Origin of the sequence: Sphingobacterium sp. WM (assembly GCF_029542465.1) — a bacterium.
GTDB classification, from domain to species: domain Bacteria; phylum Bacteroidota; class Bacteroidia; order Sphingobacteriales; family Sphingobacteriaceae; genus Sphingobacterium; species Sphingobacterium cellulitidis.
On record NZ_CP120709.1, the window covers coordinates 577866 to 599901 of the forward strand.

Sequence of the window (22036 nt, forward strand, 5' to 3'; positions counted from 1 at the left end):
CTTATTTAATTTTTTGATAGATATTATACTCCTTATCTATCACCTTGAAGTTTTCCATGATTTCATGTCGCATCAATGTTTCTTTGGTCCCCAGGCATAAAAATCCAAATAATGCCAAGGATTGATAGAACAGATTGATTACATGTTCCTGCAATTTAAGGTCGAAATAAATCAATACGTTCCTGCAAGTAATAAGATGAAATTCATTGAAAACTTGATCTGTTGCCAAGTTATGTGTAGAGAATAAAATGTTCTGTCTTAAATCATGATTGATAATCGCTGCATCATATCTTGCGGTGTAGTAGTTTGAAAGACTCTCCGTAGAATTATAGGCATTGAAATTATCAGAATACTCCTTGAACTTCTTAATGGGGTAAATCCCTTTTTTGGCAACATCTAGAACTTTGCTATTGATGTCGGTGCCATAAATAAAGGCTCTGTCACTCAAATTATTTTCCTTCAACAGGATTGCTAAGGAATAGACTTCTTCTCCAGTAGAACATCCCGCGCTCCATATTTTAATGCGTGGGAAGGTTTGTAAGTAAGGGATGATATCCTTGTTCAGCTTATTGAAAAAGCCAGGATCTCTAAACATTTCCGTCACATTGACCGTGACTTCTTGAATAAAGTACTGCTGGAACCCTTCAACATTGATCAGGGCGTTTTTCAAATCCACCATATCCATCTCCTCAAGGTTCATAATTCGTTGAATTCTACGTTTCAACGAAGAACGCGTGTAGCCAGATAAATCAAAATCTGATACGTTTTTCAAGAGGAAGACAATTTCCTCTACCTCGGCGAAACTTAATTCATTTGAACCCTTTAACTCAGCCATACTTGCATTAATGATACTAATTTATCTAAGTCGATAGGCTTGCTGACATAGTCATTTGCGCCTAATTCGATTGATTTCTCTCGGTCGCCTTTCATTGCCTTCGCGGTGACAGCAATAATAGGAAGCTGATTGAACTTTTTGTTTTTTCTGATTTCTTGGATTGCCTCATACCCATCCATCTCAGGCATCATGATATCCATTAATACAATGTCGATGTTTTTATTCTCGTCATTGATGATATTCAAAGCCTCCAATCCGTTATTGGCAATCTCGATCTGCATATTGTATTGTTGCAAGGAAGAAGTCAATGCGAATACATTTCGCATATCATCATCCGCGATCAATACAGTTTTATTGTCTAGCGTGCTAGTACCGTAGTTTTCTTTCGGACCTATTTTCTCAGGATGTTTGATCGGATTATAAGCCGGTGCCGATAATTTATTCAAGAATAAGTTGACCTCATCAATAAGCCTGTTGTTCGATTTGCTTGATTTTAATACCATTGATTGGGTATGGCGCATAATTCTTTCGGTTTGCTCCGTACTTAGATCGTAAGCTGTATTAATAATAACCGGCAGCTTTTCATATTTTGGATTGGATTTGATGATGTCTAACATCTCTAATCCACTTCCATCAGGAAGCTTCACATCCAAGATGATACAGTCCAGATTCTTTTCTTGTTCTAATTTTTTCAATCCTGATTCGACAGTGAATGCCTGAATAACATTGATATTCTGTTCTGCAAAAGCATTTTTGATCAAGTCACTTTGGAATTCTTGGTCCTCGATCAAAAGAATTTTCTTTAAATCTTTATTGACATTAAGTTTAATGGTTTCAAATGCCTTACCGATACTTTCGCCTGTAACTGGTTTTGCCATGAAGCCAATAGCGCCACTTTCCAGGAAGTCTTTTTTGTTAAAGTTAGCAGCAGACATCATGTGTATCGGGATGTGCTTGGTGCTTTCATTGGATTTTAAGGTTTTAAGGACCTCCCAACCATCAGCCAATGGCAGCATGACATCCAATATTATTGCATCAGGAATATGATCTTTAGCCATCTGGATTCCAGCGACTCCGTCATAAGCATTCATCACATTGAAGCCGAATTCTAAAGCAAATTCCTTTAAGATATCTGCAAAATTCACATCATCCTCAATAATCAGAATCGATTTGATCTCCCTGACAGGTTCAACCACTGGTTCTTCTGCTTTTTGAGGCTTTGCAGATTCCAATACTGGGGCTTTCTGAATAGGATTCTTAGGGTTAGCGATGGTTTCCTTCACTATTGCTGTTCCTTGTTCCTTATTTTCTACAAATGGGATGATAAGCGTGAATTTACTACCCTTACCGGATTCACTTTCCAAAATAATACGACCTCCCAATAAGGATGATATTTCCTTAGAAATGGATAATCCTAAGCCTGTTCCGCCATATTTACGACTGGTAGAACCATCTTCTTGACGGAAAGCTTCGAAAATAAGTGCTTGTTTATCCTCTGAAATTCCTTTTCCATTATCCGATACAGCAAAATGTAGATTGCCTGATTGATTGAAAATATGGAGTTTGATTTCCCCATTCTGATCAGTGAACTTAAATGCATTGGACAGGAAGTTTTTCAAAACTTGCTCTAAACGGTATTCATCGGAAACAAATTGTTCCGGAGCCTTACTGATATCGATATTAAAGCGGATTGATTTTTCTTTTGCAACCTCCTTAAATAGGGATTCTAAGTTTGAAACAAAATGTTTGCTCGTAATGCTATCTTTATGGATTTCAACTTTTCCTGATTCAATCTTCGCTAGATCCAGTAATTCATTGATCAATTGTAATAAGTCAGATCCTGCATTATGGATGACAGATGCATATTTTACCTGTTCTTCACTTAGGTTGCTATGTTTATTGTCTTGCAATAATTTGGCAAGAATCAGGATACTATTAAGTGGGGTTCTTAATTCATGGCTCATGTTAGCCATAAATTCCGATTTATATTTACTTGCTTGCTCTACTTCGGTGATTTTTTGTTCTACAATGGAATGAGCATGATTCAAGTCATTGTTTCTTCTTTCCAGCTCAGCAGCTTTTTCGTTCAACTCCTTATTGGCTTGTGAAAGTTCTTCCTGTTGAACCCGCAATTCTTCTTCTGAAGCTTCCAATAAATTGGTTTTGTAAACCAATTCCTCATTGGTAATTCTCAGTTCCTCTTGTTGTGCCTCGAGTTCTTCAGTTTGTCTTTGTGTTTCCTCAAGTAATCCTTCGACAAGAGCATGGCTTTGTCGGCTATGTAAAGCAGAGCCTATTGATCTGCTAGTTCTGGTAAGATAATTAAGGATGCTTTCTTTTTTGTTATCAGGAAATGAACCAATAATTTCAATGATGGCAATACAGAAATCCTCATAAACTACAGGGAATAACACTACATCTGCTGAAATGGCTTTTATTATTCCAGTTTGCAGTCTGCTGTTGCTGATATCAATGGAATTTAATATCCGAGGGTTTTTAGATTCAGCCACTGCACCTAACATTCCTTCGCCCACCCGGACTAAATCAATTTTCTCTTTTGGATCTAAGCCGTGGGACTCCCTTAGACTGAACTCATAGGAGTCAATTTTTCTAATATAAAATGCACCTGCAAAAGCATTTGTAACATCAGAAATGACATTTAATGAAATTTTAGCTATTTCACCTTCTGATAAAACCCCGGAAATGGTATTGTGTAATTTCGATGAGTTAGTAAGTACCCAGTTTACACTTTCAAGTTCTTCGGAAGTTTTGGTGAGGTTGCTATTTAGTTCTTTTTCTTTTTTGGTGTTCTTTCTTAAATACTCTAAAATCCGAAGGGTTTGGACAAAAGCAAAGAAGATACCTAATAAGGAAAGGATTCCGAAAATCGCTGTATAAATGCGGGTCTTATCCAGTTCTTTAGTTTTATGAATGGTCTGATTCTTACGGACTTCGATAATTTCATTGGTGAAATTATTTCTAGCCTCGTTGATAATGGTTTGTTCATTCGCTAAAGATTTGAAAATCTGATCAGGAGTTTCGGATTTGAAATCATGCTGATTAGCTATGATGGAAGCAGTTATTGCTTTAATATTTTCTATAGATTTTGGAGCAGATTGAAATAACGCATTTGGTTTTTCCATCTGAACAATATTTTCATGAATTTTATCAATCAATTGTTCTTCCAACAATGGATCTGAAGAATTCTCCAGGTTTTTATATTTGGAAAGCTTTTGAATATCGAGCTCCCAGTCTTGAATATTTTTGAATTTTATTTGCGCTAGATCAATATAGTCTGTGATACTTGCTGAATACGCACGTTGCTTGTTCAGGAAATACCAATAAGAGAATATGATGATTAAATTGGCGACAACAACACTAACTATAAATTGCCACTTTAACTGACTAAACTTATTCATATTAGAATAGAAGATTAACTTTATTTTTCATAAGTGATAAATATCCGAAATTCATATAAGAGTTTTAATAATGTTTTAGTAATTAAATATTAAAACCAGAATCAAATGTCCTGAATTAAATTGTAACCTGTTTCGGAAAATTTATACAAAGGTAATGAACTAAATAAGAATCAATACTACCTTGAAAGTCATTTATAATTAACATCTTTTGTTTTATCATCATTTTTAGGTCGTTTTCGAAGGAATCTGAATAATACAAAAATCTAAATTTTTGCTATAAATTTCATTTATTTTGGTTAAAAAATTAATAGTTAGTAGTTTAAGAATGAATTTTATCTTAATTTTTGATGAAATTATCCCTTAAATTCCTAAATGCTTGTCGTAACACCTAAAATTAAAAATAGTTTCCTAATCTTTTAATGAATTCTTAAATGTTTTTTCAACTTGAATTTGTTGGAAATTGAATGTCAGGCATAAATAATGCCCATAATCTTTGAAATATTTTTATATCTTTAAGAAGTTTGAAACAATATTAATCTAGAAGTTAATGGATTCACCTATTCAACTAGTTCTAATTATTACGGGGTCAGTAATAGCTATTTTCTTTTTATTGTATTTATTGCCAGTCAATCTATGGTTTACTGCGCAATTGTCCAATGTAAAAATCAGTTTGTTAAACTTAGTTTTAATGAGATTACGTAAAGTACCACCTTCTTTGGTTACCAATGCGATGATCACTTCAACTAAAGCGGGTTTAAAAATCACCTCCAATGAAATTGAAACGCATTATTTAGCTGGAGGAAATGTGAACAAAGTAATTAAAGCTTTGATTTCCGCCGATAAGGCCAATATTCCTTTAGATTTTAAGTTAGCGACTGCGATAGATTTAGCAGGTCGGGATGTATTTGATGCGGTGCAGCTATCTGTAAATCCTCAAGTTATCAATACCCCACCCGTTGCTGCTGTAGCAAAAGACGGTATTCAGCTGATTGCAAAAGCACGTGTAACGGTAAGAGCTAATATTAACCAATTAGTAGGGGGTGCTGGTGAAGAAACAATTCTTGCTCGTGTGGGTGAGGGAATTGTAACCACAATCGGTTCATCTGCTAATCATAAAGAGGTATTGGAAAACCCAGATAGAATTTCCAAGACGGTTCTTTCTAAAGGATTAGATTCAGGTACTGCCTTTGAAATCCTTTCCATTGACATCGCGGATATTGATATTGGTGAAAACGTGGGGGCCAAACTACAGACAGATCAAGCGGAAGCTGACTTGAAAGTCGCTAATGCACGTGCTGAAGAGCGTCGCGCAATGGCAGTTGCAACAGAACAAGAGATGCGTGCGAAAGCCCAAGAAGCGAAAGCAAAAGTGATTGAAGCTGAATCTCAAGTTCCTATGGCAATGGCGGAAGCTTTTAGAAATGGAAACCTTGGAATTATGGATTATTACAAAATGCAAAATATCCAAGCTGATACAGATATGAGAACATCAATCTCAAAACCACAGGGTCCAGATAAAAAATAACAATCAAATAATGATTGCTGGAAAAGCCGTGATTAAGAAGAATTCAAAACTCTTAATCATGGCTTTTTTTCTAAATGAAAAAACCCTGACGATGGGCGCCAGGGTTTGATACTAACCAATTATAAACCTAAATTATGAAAAGACAATTTTAAAATAATTCTACTTATCCTTCGAATTATGCAACAAAGGTACGTCGAGAAATCACATTTGTCAAGGATTGTACAAAAAAAGTTTCCCTTGCAACCATTTTCTGACAATTCTCTGATTTAAGTGTTTAAACAAATAAATAAATGGCGTAATCGAATTAAGTTTTAAAGAAATTCGTCTCTATAATTTATTTAATTTTGAACATATTGATTAAATATGATATTAAAGAAGTTTGCTGCGATTAAAGCAGTCGTATTAGATGTTGATGGTGTATTGACAGATGGCCGGTTACTAGTAACCGAAGCCGGGGAGCAGTTGCGTAGCTTTTTTGTTAAAGACGGATATGCTATGCAATTAGCAATCAAAATGGGCTTGGATATTTGGGTTATCTCTGGTGGTAGTTCTGAAGGGGTTAGAAAAAGACTGCAAGGCTTGGGAATTACTGAGATCCATTTAGGGGTGAAAAATAAAATGGATGTCCTCAATCAACTGACAGAAAAGTATCAATTGAATTTACATGACTTAATGTATGTGGGAGATGATATGCCTGATTATGAGGTTATGCAGGTGGTAGGAGTTGCCGTTTGTCCAAATGATGCTGTTGATGATATCAAAACCATTTCCCACTATATGTCACCAAAAAATGGAGGTGAAGGAGTTGTGCGCGATGTCCTGGAAAAAATCTTAAAACTTAAGGGGCGTTGGGGTGTTCAAACTGAAATAAAAAGTGTTTAATGATTATCCAAGATAGATTAAAATCAATTCCAATCATTTTAGGTTCCAAATCTCCTCGACGTAAAGAGCTTCTTAAGTCAATGGATCTTAATTTTTCAATTGAGGTTAGGGAGACTGATGAATCCTTTGATCCCGAATTAAAAGCGATTGAAATTGTAAAACATATTGCTGAAGCAAAGCTTGCAGCATTTAATGAGCCTTCTTATTATGATAAGCTTATTATATGTGCAGATACCATTGTAGTTGATCATAATTTTGCTGTTATTGGTAAGCCTAAAGATGAGGCTGAAGCTAAAGAGGTGATTGCTGGACTCAGTGAGAATGATCATAAGGTCTATACTGCGGTAGCCATAAAGTATCAAGACCAAGTCTGTTCCTTTGTGGAAGAAACTAAAGTTTGGTTCAATAAGCTAAGTACCGAGGAAATAAATTATTACGTGGATCATTATCATCCACTGGATAAAGCAGGGTCCTATGGAATTCAGGAATGGATAGGTAGGATTGCCATTGAAAGAATTGAAGGTTCTTATGAAAATGTAATTGGACTACCAACTGCCAGATTGCAGAAAGAACTAAAGAAAATGTTTGGTATATAACCAAAAAAAGGCGGGAATATTTCCCGCCTTTTTCATTGAATTAAATTTATTTAATGTGATAACGAATTCCAGTGTAGAACATTCTACCTGCAATTGGTCCCCAAAGCATATTGGTATCAAAATGTTGTCCAAATGGTTGGTCAAAAGCTAGAATAGGATCTTTTTGGTAAAAATTACTCAAATTCTCCCCACCAATGTAGATATCTATGTTTTTATTCTTACCCAAGGTTTTGCTCACCTGAGTGTTCATCGTAACATAAGCATCAGAATAATTTGCTAATTGATATTCTACCGGATTGCTACTCGTGTTTGGTAATCTCTTCTTACCAACCACATTCAAGGTATAATCAAAATGCCAACCTGAGTGGGTATTATAAGCTAGATTCATAAATCCACGGTGTTTCGCAGTCAATGGTTTTTGCAAGCTGCCTGATTTGAACTCAGTCTCTACATCCAACATACGGTAAGCCATTCTTGCTTCAAAATGTGCTGCAGGCATAAACCTGAATTCTGCTTGAAGACTATTTGAATAGGATTTACCATCAAGATTGTAGAAAGATACCTCACGGGGATTTTCAAAATCAACGACCACTTGATTCTGGAAATTATTGTGGAATAATTCTACCGATACTCCAGACTCTCTTCCGAACAATTGGAAGCTTTGATCAATAGTAAACCCAGTATTCCAAGATACCTCTGGTTTTAACCCGTACGCTCCTTCGCCATTGGCTAGATTTGCTAAGCCTGCGATACTACGGCTAGATGCAAATATTCCTAAGTTTTCAGCAAAGATATTCGCCGTGCGTTGTCCTCTTCCTGAACTCAAACGAAGGGTTGTTCCAAGTATAGGCTCATAACGCAATACTGCCCTAGGTGTGGTAAACCAACCATAAAGATTGTTGTAATCTTGACGAATCCCTAAAACAGCATCAAATTTTTCACTAGGACTAAAGGTATATTCTGCAAAAACTCCTGATACCGCTTCCTTTCTACCAAAGTTGTAGTCGAAATCATCGCTAGAATTAATGCGTTTCAGGTCCTCATCATATTTATCATATTGAACTGAAGCTCCAACCTTATATTTATGGGCAACATCACCTATGATGTCTTGAAACAATAGATTGGCATAGTATGAATTCTGTTCATTATCATAAGAGTTCAATCCAAAGAAACTTTCTTGTTTGTATTGGCTAGCAGATAATTGCAAGCCGATACTACGGTGTTTATTCGTAGGGAATACATAGCCTAGCTTACCAAATCCCTCAATACGTTGGTTTTTGAATCCTAATCCGTATTTATTGGTCGTGAATTTATCAGTGCTTTCATTAAAATCAATCTGTCCACCAACACGATCATCATGTAGAAATTTGATTCCAAATTGCGCAATGATTCCTTTGCCATTTTCAAAATGCCAACGATTAACACCGGAGAACAAATTACCCACAGGCATATCTCGGAACCCATTATCACTGAAGTTCATCTTTTTATTATACATGAAGTTATCATGTAATAATAATCCAACTGACCACTTTTCATTGATATGATGGGCTAAGTTCAGGTTAATATCCGTACGTCCCATATTATTGGCGTAGGCATTAAAAAACAACTTCTCGCTATTATGAGGTTTCTTAAGTTCCACATTAATCTGTCCAGCCATGTTTTCAAATCCATTGGCTACAGAACCGATTCCCTTACTGATATTAATGGCTTCGATCCAAGTCCCTGCAATACTGTTCAATCCCAATGGCGCGGCAAAACCTCTTGGCCCTGGTAAACCTTCTACAGTCATTTGCGTATAAATCCCAGCAAGACCTAGCATCTGAATTTGCTTACTTCCCGTTACAGCATCACTGCTCACCACGTCAACCGAAGCATTGGTCTCGAAGCTCTCACTTAAATCACAACATGCTGCTTTGAAAAGTTCTTTTGCTGTAATGGTCTCAACTCGATTAGGAGTCAGCTTCGAAATGTAATTAGATTTCTGTTTTTTACTGATGACAATCTCCTGAAGTCGATTGTTCTTAGCTTGAACGACCAATACCTCATGCAGATTCTTAACCTCAATAGTATCTCCTTGCATACTCGCATGGGAAATTACCAGGTTTCTATAAGGCTTTTGGTGCATGATTTTAAACACACCGTTCTCATTTGTTTTTACTTTTTTTGAAGGGTTGTCCGCCCAAAAAATAGTGACTTCAGCAATTGGAGTTAAATCACCTTTGTCATTTTCATTAACCACAACTCCAGTGACTTCATGGTCGTGATCATGGTTATGACCGCCATCCTCATCATGCTTATGTTCTTCACCCTCATGGGAATGACCTTCTTCAGAATGATCATGATCAGCATGTTCATCATGCTGATGATTTTCTTCAGCGTCCATTCTCGTATAGAGACAACATTCATGTAGCTCTTCATATACCGCGTCAGGAGCTCTAAACTCTTTAGTGTCATGGCCCGCAGCGGAAATTCCCTGCTTTATCTTGTCTAATGAAGTTTTGCTAGAATCAAAGCTTACCTTCGCCATTCCTGATTGTACATCCCAATCAATAGATTTAGCACCGGCATCTTTTCCAGCAGTTTCAATTCTCTTCTTACACATGGCACAATTACCAGAAACTTTGAAGCTTTCAGTGATTGTCGTGTTTTGGGCATTCACAGCTGTGCCCACAGCAATAAAAATAAATACGAATAAATATCTAAAAATGTGCATTATATCATTGTTATTAATAATTCAAAAAATTCAAACTCGATTTTGAGATTATTAATAATCAAATGATGAAACTACAGTTAATAAGATATACAGAGTGGTTTTCCGCGAATAAGGCGGGCTTGAAAGGTTGAGGTTCCTCAGGCTTTTCATTTAAGACTAATTCCCATTGGTTTAAAATCCATGGAATTAAAACTATGGCTGGTGAAAAGTCAAAAATACTTCCGAACAACATCTTAGACCGGGTTTGGTCATTCTCAGAAGTCAGTTCTAAATCTACCTTGGAATCTTTACAAGAATGGTCGTCCTCACATTGTGACTTGCTCTCATCATGAGAATGGTCATGATCTTTATGCAAATCTATACACATCGGACAACTGTCATGTGATACTTTAGCTTCCTCCAAAACAGAAAATTGAGTACTTTTTCCACAATGGTGCATATGTATACTAGCTCCTGTACTACATACAGAATAAATCAATAGTAAGCATATGGCTACAATTTTTCTCATGACGACCCCAAATATAAGGAACTCAATATTAATATGTGGATAATTAATTGTAAATTTTTCTTGTCAAAAGAATTCACACTATTTATATTAGAATTGACTTAGTACTTTATAAACCTTTTTTTATGGAAACAATAGCTGCACATCCAAATCTGCTATATTTTGGCTTGGTAAGTCTTGTATCAGCAGGAATCTTGGTAATTTTCCTATTCAACAAAATTCTGAGAAGAGTTAATTAATATTAATTCATGGCTTTTTGATATCTCTAAGCCATGAATTTTTTGATGAGCTTAAAAATTCAGACAAAAATGAACACATTAAAGGGGATGAAATTTCATCCCCTTTTTCTTATCCTTTTATCGAACTTATAAATTCCGGAATCTTTTTTAAATAATCTTCCTCTGATAATAACTTAACAAAGGCAGTTCCAATGATGGCAGCATTTGCATATTTAGTCGCCTTCTCAAAGGTATCTTTGTTATGGATCCCAAACCCTATCACAATAGGATTCTTCAAATCCATATCCTTGATCCTTTTAAAATACGTCTCTGATTGCTCCTGAACATTTAATTTCGTTCCTGTGGTTGCATTCGAGGATAATAAATAGATAATACTGGTGGAAAGTGAATCAATTTTGCGAATGCGGTCCTCTGAAGTTTGTGGAGTTACCAGAAATACATTGCTAACATTGTTCTCCTCAAAAACGCCTTGATACAATTCCTCATACTCATACATCGGCAAATCAGGGATTATAGTACCATTAACACCAACTTCTTTACAGGCCTTACAGAAATTTTCAACACCAAATTGAATAACAGGATTTACATAACCCATGAGGTAAACAGGGATAGAAACCCTTTTCCGAAGATCTTTCAACTGTTCAAACAAGACCTTTAAGGTCATGCCATTTTTTAATGCTACTTCTGAACTATGTTGAATGGTTGGACCATCAGCAACAGGATCAGAATACGGGAATCCAATTTCTAAAAAATCAGCACCTGCTTTTTCTAAAGCCTCAGCGATATCTAGTGTACTATCCAATGATGGGTAGCCTGCTGTAAAATATATGGAAAGCAATCCGTTTGCTTGTTTATTTAATTGTATCATATTAAAAGCCAAAGTATTTCATGTAATTATCCAAATCCTTGTCGCCACGTCCTGAAAGACAGATAACAACAGTCTCATCTCCCTTGAAGTTCATCTTTTCCAAGTGAGCCAAGGCATGTGAACTTTCGATGGCAGGAATTATCCCCTCTAGTTTTGTCAATTGCAATCCTGCCTGCATAGCCTCATCATCTGTTGCACTCACGTAGGTTCCGCGCCCCGATTTAAATAGCCATGCATGTTGCGGTCCAATACCAGGATAATCCAATCCTGCAGAAATGGAATAAGGTTCAATCACCTGTCCATCCTCTGTCTGCATCAATATCGAACGGCTACCATGTAATACCCCTTCATTCCCTAATACAGTTGTTGCTGCCGACTCTCCGCTATCAACCCCATGACCCGCAGCCTCAACCGCTATCAGTTGCACATCCTCATCGTCCAAGAAATGATAAAACATTCCCGCTGCATTTGAACCACCACCAACACATGCCATCACAATATCAGGAGTCGTCTTCCCCGTTTTCTCTAAAAGTTGTTTCTTGGTTTCCTCAGAAATAATAGATTGAAAGCGAGCAACCATATCCGGGTAAGGATGTGGCCCTACCACAGAACCAATTATATAATGCGTATCCACTGGATTATTGATCCAATCTCGCAAAGCTTCATTGGTTGCATCTTTTAAAGTCTTACTTCCAGAAGTCGCTGCCACAACTTTTGCCCCCATCATCTTCATGCGGGCAACATTTGGTGCTTGTCTCTGAATATCAATTTCACCCATATAAACCACACATTCAAGACCTTTCAAAGCACAAACTGTCGCTGTCGCAACTCCATGTTGGCCTGCTCCGGTTTCCGCAATAATCCGCTTCTTGCCCAAACGCTCTGCCAACAAAATCTGACCAATGGTATTATTGATTTTATGTGCTCCCGTATGGTTTAGATCCTCACGTTTTAAGAAAATCTTCGCATTGTATTTTTCCGAAAGCCTTTGAGCATGATATAAGGGGGAAGGTCTGCCTACATAATCACGTAATAAGTACTCAAATTCCTGCTTGAAGGAAGGATCTTCCATAATCTCCAAATACTGCTGTTGCAATTCCTCAACATTCGGGTACAGCATCTCAGGAATATAGGCCCCTCCAAATGGTCCGTAGTATCCTTTATTATTTACTTGATATTTGCTCATTTCGTATGGTTTTCAATGCTAATTTTAATTTTTCAATATCTTTAAGACCTGGCTCGATTTCAAACTTCGAATTCAAATCCAGACCTACTAATCTTTTATCTTCAAAGTTTATGGCTTCCTCAAGATTCTCCAAGGATAGCCCTCCACTTAAAAAATATGGTTTTTCGAAAGGGTATTCCTTCAGCTTTTGCCAGTTAAAAGCTTTTCCTGTTCCGCCATAAGCCGGACTCTTACTGTCAAACAGGAAAAAATCCACATGGTCCACAAAGGATTCCAATTGCTTCCAATCGAATTCCTCATCAATTCCAAAAGCTTTTATCACTTCCAATCCTTCGGACTTTAGGGCAGATGCCATTTCCGCTGTTTCATCCCCATGCAATTGTACGGCTTTCAGGGATAACCTATTTACACTTTCCAGAATCTCCGCAATACTCGAGTTTACAAAAACTCCTGTTTTTTTAATGTTTTTTGAAATATCAAGGTTTTCTAGGTCTCCAACATATCGAGCTGATTTCTTATAAAAAATATGCCCCATATAGTGGATAGGAAGTTCTAGGAGCTGTAAGATATTATCTGGCTCCTTCATTCCACAAACCTTGATCAAAAATTCTTTAGGCATTAACTAATGTTTTAAAACTGTTCAATGCTTTTAGCCCCAACAAAGAGGCTTCAGCCTCATAATAACAATCGCCAAAGCTTTTCTCTGGGTGGAATGTCTTAATCCCGAAAGCTGCATTTGTCAATACGACATTGTTTTGAATATCTGTTCCTTTTCCTTCAATGATCTGCCTGAATATTTTTGCAGCATCTTCGATACTATCTCCGCCTGCTAGGTCATTCGCATCAACTGCCGTAAATCCTAATTCATCAACTGTAAAGTAGTTTTCACCCTGATTGTTGATCACCTTGAAATCTCCAGTCAAGGAAATCTCGTCATAACCATCCAGAGCATGCATGATACTATATTGTTTATCGGTATTTTGATATAGATAAGCATATAAACGTGCAAGTTCTAAACTAAAAACACCTACGGATTGAAACTTTGGATTTGCAGGATTGGTTAATGGGCCAAGCATATTAAAGAAGGTTTTTACAGCCAATGCCTTTCTAATAGGAGCTACGGTTTTCATCGCTGGATGAAACAATGGCGCATGTAGAAAACAGATGTTGGAGGTCTCCAACTGTTTTTCCAAAACATCCTTATCTGTTGTGAAAGTATAACCTAAATATTCCATCACATTTGAAGACCCACAGCTGGATGATACGCCCACATTCCCATGTTTTGCAACATGATATCCTGCTCCAGCCACCACAAATGAGGCTAAGGTTGAAATATTGAAAGTGTTTTTGCCATCACCACCCGTTCCACACATGTCAATCAGTTCATAACCGTTAAAATCAACCTTATTACAAAGGTCATACATCGCATCTCGGAAGCCACCCAATTCCTCAACCCGGATGCTGCGCATTCCATAGATGGTCATAAAGGCCGCTATCTGATGATTATCATATTTCCCGGTAGCAATATTGGTCAGGATGTCATAAGCTTCCTTTCTGCTGAAGGACTTATATTCAAATAAATGCGCTAGAATTTCTTTCATATTTTGTAATAAAAAAGGGCTTGCCAACAAGGCAAGCCCACTATTATTTAGTTCTTTAATTCAACCAATAGGTGTTTGCCACAACATTATTTGTTGTGCCACCACCAAGTTGTATTGAATTGAATTGTATTCATCGTTAGTTTAACAAATATCCTAGATGTTTTTGATAATTGCAAGAAATCCTAAGAAAAAATGATTATTTGTTAATATAGGACAAAATGTGCGCGTTCATCTCCCTTGGAAACCAAAGTGAATGATCCGATCTTGTCGCCTTCAACATAGATACTGGTAACCAATCTATTTTTATAATATATAAAGTACATGTCATTGACATTCAAACCCTCTGGGTCGATATCGCGAACTTCCTTTCGCGGTAATTGGCTGTAGTTTTTGATCTCAATCTGATCTATATTCTTACTGGTCAGGTTCAACCGGATTTCCTCCAAGCTGACTTCTAGATAGTCATATAATTCATCCGAAGGTTCCTCAACTATGACCCATTTACTCAAAATTACATCCAAAGGAATTTCCTTATTATTTAGGTCATAAATAAAATCCGTTGCAATATCGAGACTGTTAAAATTTCTTTCCATTTGTTCTTCTTCTTCCTCATGTTCATGCTGTGCAAATGATAGGATAGGAGTTAATAAAAGGAAAAAATAAATTAAATAATGTTTCATTCTTTATTTTCTATTGTCGTTCTATTGACCAAATAAATAACAAAAGGATTAATCCATTGCATTAATTTACGAAGCATTAACAAAAAAGCGCCCTTCATCAAGGCGCTTTCTATACCGATTTTTAATATTCGTCTTCGTTGAAAAAGAAATCATCTTTTGTTGGATAATCTGGCCAGATTTCCTCAATGTTTTCATAAGGTTCACCATCATCTTCCAACGCCTGAAGATTCTCAATTACTTCAACTGGTGCTCCTGAGCGAATAGCGTAATCTATTAATTCGTCTTTTGTCGCTGGCCATGGAGCGTCTTCTAAATGAGAAGCTAATTCAAGTGTCCAATACATATCTCTTTAATTAAGTTTCACGTTTTCGCAAAAATAATATTTAATTTAACTAATGCAAGTAAATTATCTTTAATTCTTTGTTAATAACCTTATCTTGCAGTAATTCAGTTTATTAAAATAAAAGAATTCGTAAAATTAATGTCCCTGATTCCAAACTTTTTTCATTTTCTCATAAACTTCCATTTCAATGGAATCATATTTTTGACTTTGACTAGGATGATAGTTGATTGGTTTAAGGACTGAGATATGAATCACTCCGGGTTTGGAGCCAAACCTGGCACCATCATCAAACAATATTTCCCAGGCATTATGAATGACTACAGGTAGGATAGGAGTATGGTTTTCTAGGGCCATCTTAAATGCCCCAGCTTTGAAACTATGAAGTTTAGGTGGATATTCCTCATCAATCTTCCCCTCCGGAAAGATAACTACAGATTTTCCTTCTTTCAATAACTCTGTCGCCCGTTTAAAAGCCTTAAATGCCGATATCTTACTTGTTCGGTTTACAGGAATATCTATGGATTTAAAAAATATCCGGGTTACAGGATTCTTTAGCAATTCAACTTTTCCAACAAACGAAAATTCCTGCGGACATAAATAAGTTAATGCCGTGATATCGAGAATGGATGTATGGTTGGGGCAAATGATATAGGGAATTGACCAGTCTACCGGTTCTTCATAATGGATTTTGAACCGTATTCCAACTAAATGTACACTCAGGATGGATATCCATTTGCGAAACCAAACAATCGCCGAATAATGCTTTATCGGATTTTTTGAAAGGAAATAGAGAATGGGAAAACTTAATGAAAAGAAAAATAGGACAGATATAAAATATAATAACCTATGGATTTTCTTTAAAATTATTAACATATCTTCCTATAACATCGTTTTGCGATGGTATAAAAATATAAAAAGCTTCACGATTGTGAAGCTTTTTATTTTATTTACTTAATTCCGCGTAATATTTATGGAATAAAGGAATAGTTTCAATTCCTTTCAAGTAGTTTTCGATTCCGTACTTCTCATTAGGAGAGTGCAGGTTATCTGAATCTAAACCGAATCCTAAAAGAACAGTTTTAATTCCTAATTCTTTTTCGAATAGAGCAACAATTGGAATTGATCCTCCACCTCTTGTAGGGATTGGTTTTTTATTGAAAGTATCTTCCAATGCTTTTTCAGCTGCTTTGTAAGCAATGCTATCTGTAGGTGTAACCACTGGCTCACCTCCGTGATGCGGTTTAACCTCTACTTTTACTGATTTAGGAGCAATCTTCTCAAAATGTTCTTTGAACAATTTAGTGATACGCTCTGAATTTTGATTAGGAACTAAACGCATTGAAATCTTAGCAAATGCTTTCGATGGCAATACAGTTTTTGCACCTTCTCCGATATATCCACCCCAGATTCCATTAACCTCCAAAGTAGGACGGATACCTGTGCGCTCAATCGTAGTGAAACCTTTTTCACCCCATAATTCCTGAACTCCTAAGTCTTGCTCATATTCTTGAACATCAAAAGGTGCTTCATTCAATGCTTTACGCTCTGCATCGGTCAATTCCAATACATCATCGTAGAAACCTGGAATAGCAATATGATTGTTCTCATCATGTAAGGAAGCAATCATTTTTGAAAGAATAGTCGCTGGATTGGCAACTGCACCACCATAAACACCAGAGTGTAAATCACGGTTTGGACCAGTTACTTCAACTTCTACATATGAAAGACCACGTAAGCCAGTTTCTAGGGATGGGTTCTCCAAGCTGATCATAGATGTATCTGAAATTACAATTACATCAGCTTTTAAGCGCTCTTTATTTGCATTCACGAAAATGCCTAAGTTCGCTGAACCAACTTCTTCCTCGCCTTCGATCATGAATTTCACATTACATGCTAATTCATTCTCTTTCATCATGTATTCGAACGCTTTTACGTGCATGTAAAATTGTCCTTTGTCATCCGCTGATCCGCGAGCATAAATTTTACCATCGCGAACAGTAGGCTCAAAAGGTGGAGTCTCCCATAATTCAATAGGATCTGCCGGTTGAACATCATAGTGTCCATAAACTAAAACTGTCGGTAAGCTTGGGTCAATGATTTTCTCCCCATATACGATAGGATAACCTGCAGTAGGACAAATTTCTACCTTGTCTGCGCCAGCATCCTTAAGTTTTTGAGCTACAAATTCTGCCGTATTTAGTACACCTTCCTTATACTGTGGGTCAGCACTAACTGATGGAAAGCGCAGTAATTCAAATAATTCTTCTAAGAAGCGATCTTTGTTTGCTTCTACATAGTCTTTGATTTTTTGCATTTCAAAAGTGTTTTTACAAAGGTAATGAAATATATTTTTACAAATGATGTAACTTTTCCTTTCTTCCTCCGACATATTATTTTAGAAATTTTTAATGAATGAAAACTCATTCTTAATGGTCTTGTGTTAAATGATTGTTAAATACTTTACATTTTCCTTTTATTTCTCACAATAGTGATAATTTAGCTTTGCCTTTATTTGATTTGAAACTTTAACTTTTTTATGAAACTACTAACCAAAGTAATTCTAAGCCTTTCCTTCGGTTTATTTTCACTTGCAAGTTTTGCCCAGACCAAAATCACGGGAACAGTCGTTGATGAAACTGACAAAACAAAACTTACTAACGCATCAGTCATGCTTTTGCATGCCAGAGACTCCATTTTGGTCGACTTTACACGTGCTAATCAAGATGGTAAATTCACCTTAAATAATCCTGATACTTCGGATTATTTGCTCATTGTGAGTTATCCCAAATTCGGAGACTTTTTTGAAACTATTAATAAAGGCTCCGGCAACAAAAACCTCGGTGAAATCGGTTTACAAAGTGCCGCCAACTTAATCGAAGAGGTTTTGGTAACTGGTAAAATTCCAATCGTAATCAAAGGGGATACCGTAGAATACGATGCCTCCAGCTTTACTACCGAGAAGAATGCCAAGGTGGAGGATCTATTAAAGGTTCTACCCGGGATTTCAGTCGATGCGAGTGGTAAAATCACGGCTCAAGGTAAGACCGTTGAAAAAGTACTGGTCGATGGGGAAGAATTCTTTGGGGATGACCCGAAATTGGTAACCCGGAATATTCGTTCGGATATGGTAGATAAAGTTCAGGTTTTTGAAAAGAAATCCGAAGAAGCTGAACGTACTGGGGTGGATGATGGCCAACGCATACAAACCATTAATGTTAAATTAAAAGAAGACGCTAAAAACGGAATGTTTGGCTTATTAGAAGGTGGCGGCGGTCTGGATAATAAATCCGGATATTACATGGGTAAAGCTGCTGTCAATAAGTTCAAAGGTTCTCAGAAAATCTCTGCTTTCGGAATTACCTCAAATAATGGTACAACGGATTTAGATTGGCGTGAAGCTGAAAAATTTGGTATTGATAATAGTAATGTTACTGTTCTTGATGATGGTGGAATTATGATAACTGGTGGTGGGGGCTTTCTCAACAATACCAATAGAGGACAACCTCGCGTATTAACAGCTGGTGTTTCCTTCATGGATGCTTGGAAAGAAAAAAATCATAAACTGAACTTAAACTATAAATATGGTTTAGCAGAAAATGAAGTGACCACCAATTCCATTAATCAGACAGCATTAAAAGATGGTCTTTCCTATTCTGAAAACAGTAATCAAGATGCTTCCAAAAGTTTAGGACACCGTTTTAATACCAAATATGATTATAAAATCGACTCGTTAACGACCTTGACCTTACGTGTTGCAGCGTCGAAAATGAAAAATGAAAATAACACTTCTTTGAAAGGGGAAAGTTATTTGGATGGGGTATTAAGATCGGAAAATGATAGAACACAAGATATCACTTCCAATAGTAATGATTTCAATTACGATGCAAACTTCACTAGGAAATTCGCTAAAGAAGGTCGTTCATTCAGTATGAAGTTCACTGGAAATAATGGGAAGTCTGAAACGGATATGTTCCTAAACTCTTCTTTGGTAGATAAAGTTACTAACCAGGAACAATTGGTTGACCAGTTTAAGGATAACACGTCGAATACTAGCTCTATTATGGCTGGTGCAACATATTCAGAACCTATTTCCAAGAAAATCAATATGGCTTTAGGATATGAATACACCAACTCAAAAGCACATTCGGTAAATAGTGCCTATAATAAAGATGCTGATGGTAATTACACAGAGTTTGATGATATCTTCAGTAATGATTTTAACTTCAATACCGTTCGTAATGCAGCTAATCTAACCTTTAACTATAAGGCTGAAAAAATCGAGTTCAATCTGACCAACAATATCAGACATGATGATATGTATCAGAAAAATAACTTGCAGAATAATGAAATGAGCAGAAATTACTTGACTTACAACCCAAGAGCACGTTTCAGATATAATTTCTCAAAAGCAAAGTCATTGAACTTGTCGTATAACAGATCAAATTCATTACCTTCTTTGTTCCAGATTCAACCGCTTAGACAAAATGAGGATCAAATGAACCAGTATTTTGGAAATGAAGAATTAAAACCATCAGTATCCAACAATTTCAATCTGAACTATTTTTACTATGATATGTTGAAAGGTAAGAATATCTATTCTGGAATTGGTTTGACTCAAACCTTAGATGCAATTCAAACAGATGTGGTAATTTACCCTTCTTCACGTCGTGAAATGTACTATGTGAACTCGGACAAAGCCATGTTAAACGGTTATTTATACGGTGGATATTTCTTCGATCTTATCAAAAAGCATCAGATCAAAATGAGCCTTGGTGCAAATGGTAACTTGAATAATTACTATAATAAAATCAAGGACTTAACCAATGCTGCGAATCCTAATGAATTTGAAGAAAATAAAAATATCAGCTATGGATTCAGTGGAGATATTGGTTTTCAAAAAAGTACGACCAAGGGATTTGACTTTAATATCAGTTTTTCTCCAGGGTACAGAGTGATGGAAACAACTTTAAATCCAGAATTGAACTCCTCAGGTTTTACTTTTGATTCTTACGGTAGATACACTTATTACCTACCAGCCAAGATTCAATTTACTGGAGAGATCAATTTCGAATATGAAGCTGCGACAAAAACATTACCAACAGATTTCAGCCGTCTTAAGTTTAATCCAGGAATACAGAAGAAGTTCATGAAGAATGAAAACCTGACTGTTAACTTCTATGTGAATGACTTATTTAACCAGAATGTTGGCTTTAGCAGAAGACAGACTGGTCAAGGATTTACCCAACAAACATTCAATAATATCTCTAGATATTACATGTTGAAATTGACTTGGGAGTTTACATCAATGAAAGGAGCTGAGTAATTATGAAAATGAAAAATATTATCACAACCATATTATTAGCAATCTTAAGTGTTGGATTTGCTAAGGCACAATACGCATTTTTCCCTGAGCAAGGGGTAATCACTTACGATAAAACGGTTCACGTCAAGAATCTGATGCGTAGACATCTTCAAACTTTAAAGGATGATAATTTCTCCAAAAAGTATTTTGAAGAAATGATGACGAAAGCTCCTGAAACAGCGGTATTAACCAAGAAGCTTTCATTTAGTGGTCCTGAAATCAGTGTAGAGCCCGTAGAAAAGGAGCAGTCACAATTAGTTTCCAATTTATTGAGAATGGGATTATTGGATTACGGTGCTAAGATCTATCAGAATTTGGATAAGAATGAATCCTTATTGACCATGGAAATGGGTGGATCTCAAGTCAACATAAAGGACTCTTTGACCAATGTGAAATGGAAAATCACCAACGAGTATCGAAACATTGCAGGCTATGATTGTAGAAGAGCCAATGGAGTCACTTTAGACTCTGTGTACGTCGTTGCTTTCTATACTGACCAAATCCCTACCTCTGCTGCTCCAAGTACCGTACATGGATTGCCAGGTATGATTCTAGGTCTAGTAGTTCCAGAGCAACACTTCAACATCTACGCCACCAAGGTTGAGATGACTGCTACAACGGTCAACTCCAATATTTTCAAAAAGAAAGCTGAAACCATGACCCGCGAAGAAGCCAGAGTTCGCTTTAAAGAAATCTTCGGCCGCTGGATGACCGACAAACAGTTCAGCCTAATTATGGCTGCCATGCTGCTCTAATTCCAACAAATTTTATATATTAAGTAACTCAATTAATGATGATGCAAAGAGCCAAATTTATTTGGCTCTTTTCTTAGTATTTAGTAGTTAGTATTTGGTATTTAGACTTCCTGCCTGTCCCTTATTTTAGTAATTAGTAGTTAGTATTTAGTATTTAGACTTCCTGCCTATCCCCAAATAGCGTTTCCCGTTTCAGTTTTTCGACTTTCAGACCATATCCTTCCCCCATTTTCCTGGCCCATCCTCAAATCCTCCAAATCATGGTTGAAGACAAAAAAAAATCCCGGCTTTTTAAAACCGGGATTTTTATGCTCTAATTCAACGAATTATTTCTTTGAATCGTTTTTCTTCGAAGTAACTTCGTTACGAATGTCTTGAGCTAAAGTTTTGATTTCTTGTAACCCTTTACGAACACGTGTTCCTGCTGCAGAGTTTCCATTATTGAAGAATTTTTCTGCGTCAGCTTCGATTGAAGCTACTAGCTCTTTTAATTTAGTGTAGTTTTCCATTTTTTAATTAATATAATT

The 22036-nt window shown here is 36.5% G+C and carries 18 protein-coding genes; 5 read left to right on the forward strand and 13 right to left on the reverse strand.

The annotated features are described in order from the left end of the window. Nucleotide 1: 1 nt before the first annotated feature. Together PZ892_RS02515 and PZ892_RS02520 are read right to left on the reverse strand one after the other, a co-directional pair. Nucleotides 2–835 carry a protein-glutamate O-methyltransferase CheR gene (locus tag PZ892_RS02515; protein WP_182498045.1) on the reverse strand — a complete coding sequence of 278 codons (834 nt, stop codon included), beginning with the start codon at nucleotides 833–835 and terminating at the stop codon, nucleotides 2–4. Further along, nucleotides 823–4254, reverse strand: a complete 3432-nt coding sequence (locus PZ892_RS02520; RefSeq protein ID WP_182498046.1) for a response regulator — start codon at nucleotides 4252–4254, stop codon at nucleotides 823–825. The genes PZ892_RS02515 and PZ892_RS02520 overlap by 13 nt, the downstream gene beginning before the upstream one ends. 547 nt (nucleotides 4255–4801) lie before the next feature. Between PZ892_RS02520 and floA the strand changes: the two genes are divergently transcribed. From floA to PZ892_RS02535, 3 genes are all read left to right on the forward strand, one after another. Further along, nucleotides 4802–5779 carry a flotillin-like protein FloA gene (gene floA, locus PZ892_RS02525; protein ID WP_093100815.1) on the forward strand — a complete coding sequence of 326 codons (978 nt, stop codon included), beginning with the start codon at nucleotides 4802–4804 and terminating at the stop codon, nucleotides 5777–5779. Between the two features lie 363 nt (nucleotides 5780–6142). Continuing rightward, entirely contained in the window at nucleotides 6143–6661 is a 519-nt protein-coding gene (locus PZ892_RS02530; RefSeq protein WP_094255486.1) for an HAD hydrolase family protein, read from the forward strand. Next, nucleotides 6661–7257 carry a Maf family protein gene (locus tag PZ892_RS02535; RefSeq protein WP_182498047.1) on the forward strand — a complete coding sequence of 199 codons (597 nt, stop codon included), beginning with the start codon at nucleotides 6661–6663 and terminating at the stop codon, nucleotides 7255–7257. Before PZ892_RS02530 ends, PZ892_RS02535 begins: the two co-directional genes overlap by 1 nt. A gap of 46 nt (nucleotides 7258–7303) precedes the next feature. On the opposite strand, the gene PZ892_RS02540 is transcribed toward PZ892_RS02535, so the two are convergent. The 10 genes from PZ892_RS02540 to PZ892_RS02585 all read right to left on the reverse strand — a co-directional run bounded on the left by PZ892_RS02540 (nucleotide 7304) and on the right by PZ892_RS02585 (nucleotide 17706). After that, complete coding sequence (locus tag PZ892_RS02540; protein ID WP_182498048.1) at nucleotides 7304–9970, reverse strand: TonB-dependent receptor; 2667 nt, start codon at nucleotides 9968–9970, stop codon at nucleotides 7304–7306. Between the two features lie 58 nt (nucleotides 9971–10028). Then, a complete protein-coding gene (locus PZ892_RS02545) occupies nucleotides 10029–10478 on the reverse strand; it encodes a hypothetical protein (protein WP_182498049.1) in 450 nt (149 codons plus the stop codon). 345 nt (nucleotides 10479–10823) lie between these two features. Next, nucleotides 10824–11582, reverse strand: a complete 759-nt coding sequence (gene trpA / locus PZ892_RS02550) for a tryptophan synthase subunit alpha (protein ID WP_094255482.1) — start codon at nucleotides 11580–11582, stop codon at nucleotides 10824–10826. A gap of 1 nt (nucleotide 11583) precedes the next feature. Next, nucleotides 11584–12768: a tryptophan synthase subunit beta gene (gene trpB, locus PZ892_RS02555; RefSeq protein WP_182498050.1), complete on the reverse strand. Its 1185-nt coding sequence runs from the start codon at nucleotides 12766–12768 to the stop codon at nucleotides 11584–11586. Further along, nucleotides 12746–13387, reverse strand: a complete 642-nt coding sequence (locus PZ892_RS02560; RefSeq protein WP_182498051.1) for a phosphoribosylanthranilate isomerase — start codon at nucleotides 13385–13387, stop codon at nucleotides 12746–12748. The genes trpB and PZ892_RS02560 overlap by 23 nt, the downstream gene beginning before the upstream one ends. Then, the gene (trpD, locus tag PZ892_RS02565; RefSeq protein WP_182498052.1) at nucleotides 13380–14369 is read right to left on the reverse strand and encodes an anthranilate phosphoribosyltransferase; all 990 of its coding nucleotides are present in this window, start codon (nucleotides 14367–14369) and stop codon (nucleotides 13380–13382) included. The genes PZ892_RS02560 and trpD overlap by 8 nt, the downstream gene beginning before the upstream one ends. A 203-nt stretch (nucleotides 14370–14572) precedes the next feature. After that, nucleotides 14573–15049, reverse strand: a complete 477-nt coding sequence (locus PZ892_RS02570; RefSeq protein WP_182498053.1) for a hypothetical protein — start codon at nucleotides 15047–15049, stop codon at nucleotides 14573–14575. A gap of 121 nt (nucleotides 15050–15170) precedes the next feature. Then, nucleotides 15171–15392, reverse strand: coding sequence for a DUF2795 domain-containing protein (locus PZ892_RS02575; RefSeq protein ID WP_002996718.1), 222 nt, complete (start codon nucleotides 15390–15392; stop codon nucleotides 15171–15173). Between the two features lie 135 nt (nucleotides 15393–15527). Then, complete coding sequence (locus PZ892_RS02580) at nucleotides 15528–16265, reverse strand: lysophospholipid acyltransferase family protein (RefSeq protein ID WP_182498054.1); 738 nt, start codon at nucleotides 16263–16265, stop codon at nucleotides 15528–15530. Between the two features lie 70 nt (nucleotides 16266–16335). Next, a complete protein-coding gene (locus PZ892_RS02585; RefSeq protein WP_182498055.1) occupies nucleotides 16336–17706 on the reverse strand; it encodes a dipeptidase in 1371 nt (456 codons plus the stop codon). 222 nt (nucleotides 17707–17928) lie between these two features. Here PZ892_RS02585 and PZ892_RS02590 point away from each other — a divergent pair, with 222 nt between their 5' ends. Continuing rightward, nucleotides 17929–20715: an outer membrane beta-barrel protein gene (locus tag PZ892_RS02590; protein WP_094280223.1), complete on the forward strand. Its 2787-nt coding sequence runs from the start codon at nucleotides 17929–17931 to the stop codon at nucleotides 20713–20715. 8 nt (nucleotides 20716–20723) lie between these two features. Continuing rightward, on the forward strand, nucleotides 20724–21509 hold the full coding sequence (locus PZ892_RS02595; RefSeq protein ID WP_169715131.1) for a GLPGLI family protein: 786 nt from the start codon (nucleotides 20724–20726) through the stop codon (nucleotides 21507–21509). Nucleotides 21510–21835: 326 nt separating this feature from the next. On the opposite strand, the gene PZ892_RS02600 is transcribed toward PZ892_RS02595, so the two are convergent. Continuing rightward, complete coding sequence (locus PZ892_RS02600; RefSeq protein ID WP_094255474.1) at nucleotides 21836–22018, reverse strand: histone H1; 183 nt, start codon at nucleotides 22016–22018, stop codon at nucleotides 21836–21838. Nucleotides 22019–22036 lie beyond the last annotated feature (18 nt).

Bases quoted from the DNA above. Each gene is read 5' to 3' on its own strand.
- PZ892_RS02515 (WP_182498045.1), bottom strand. From the start codon at position 835: ATGGCTGAGTTAAAGGGTTCAAATGAATTAAGTTTCGCCGAGGTAGAG.
- PZ892_RS02520 (WP_182498046.1), bottom strand. From the start codon at position 4,254: ATGAATAAGTTTAGTCAGTTAAAGTGGCAATTTATAGTTAGTGTTGTT.
- floA (WP_093100815.1), top strand. From the start codon at position 4,802: ATGGATTCACCTATTCAACTAGTTCTAATTATTACGGGGTCAGTAATA.
- PZ892_RS02530 (WP_094255486.1), top strand. From the start codon at position 6,143: ATGATATTAAAGAAGTTTGCTGCGATTAAAGCAGTCGTATTAGATGTT.
- PZ892_RS02535 (WP_182498047.1), top strand. From the start codon at position 6,661: ATGATTATCCAAGATAGATTAAAATCAATTCCAATCATTTTAGGTTCC.
- PZ892_RS02540 (WP_182498048.1), bottom strand. From the start codon at position 9,970: ATGCACATTTTTAGATATTTATTCGTATTTATTTTTATTGCTGTGGGC.
- PZ892_RS02545 (WP_182498049.1), bottom strand. From the start codon at position 10,478: ATGAGAAAAATTGTAGCCATATGCTTACTATTGATTTATTCTGTATGT.
- trpA (WP_094255482.1), bottom strand. From the start codon at position 11,582: ATGATACAATTAAATAAACAAGCAAACGGATTGCTTTCCATATATTTT.
- trpB (WP_182498050.1), bottom strand. From the start codon at position 12,768: ATGAGCAAATATCAAGTAAATAATAAAGGATACTACGGACCATTTGGA.
- PZ892_RS02560 (WP_182498051.1), bottom strand. From the start codon at position 13,387: ATGCCTAAAGAATTTTTGATCAAGGTTTGTGGAATGAAGGAGCCAGAT.
- trpD (WP_182498052.1), bottom strand. From the start codon at position 14,369: ATGAAAGAAATTCTAGCGCATTTATTTGAATATAAGTCCTTCAGCAGA.
- PZ892_RS02570 (WP_182498053.1), bottom strand. From the start codon at position 15,049: ATGAAACATTATTTAATTTATTTTTTCCTTTTATTAACTCCTATCCTA.
- PZ892_RS02575 (WP_002996718.1), bottom strand. From the start codon at position 15,392: ATGTATTGGACACTTGAATTAGCTTCTCATTTAGAAGACGCTCCATGG.
- PZ892_RS02580 (WP_182498054.1), bottom strand. From the start codon at position 16,265: ATGTTAATAATTTTAAAGAAAATCCATAGGTTATTATATTTTATATCT.
- PZ892_RS02585 (WP_182498055.1), bottom strand. From the start codon at position 17,706: ATGCAAAAAATCAAAGACTATGTAGAAGCAAACAAAGATCGCTTCTTA.
- PZ892_RS02590 (WP_094280223.1), top strand. From the start codon at position 17,929: ATGAAACTACTAACCAAAGTAATTCTAAGCCTTTCCTTCGGTTTATTT.
- PZ892_RS02595 (WP_169715131.1), top strand. From the start codon at position 20,724: ATGAAAAATATTATCACAACCATATTATTAGCAATCTTAAGTGTTGGA.
- PZ892_RS02600 (WP_094255474.1), bottom strand. From the start codon at position 22,018: ATGGAAAACTACACTAAATTAAAAGAGCTAGTAGCTTCAATCGAAGCT.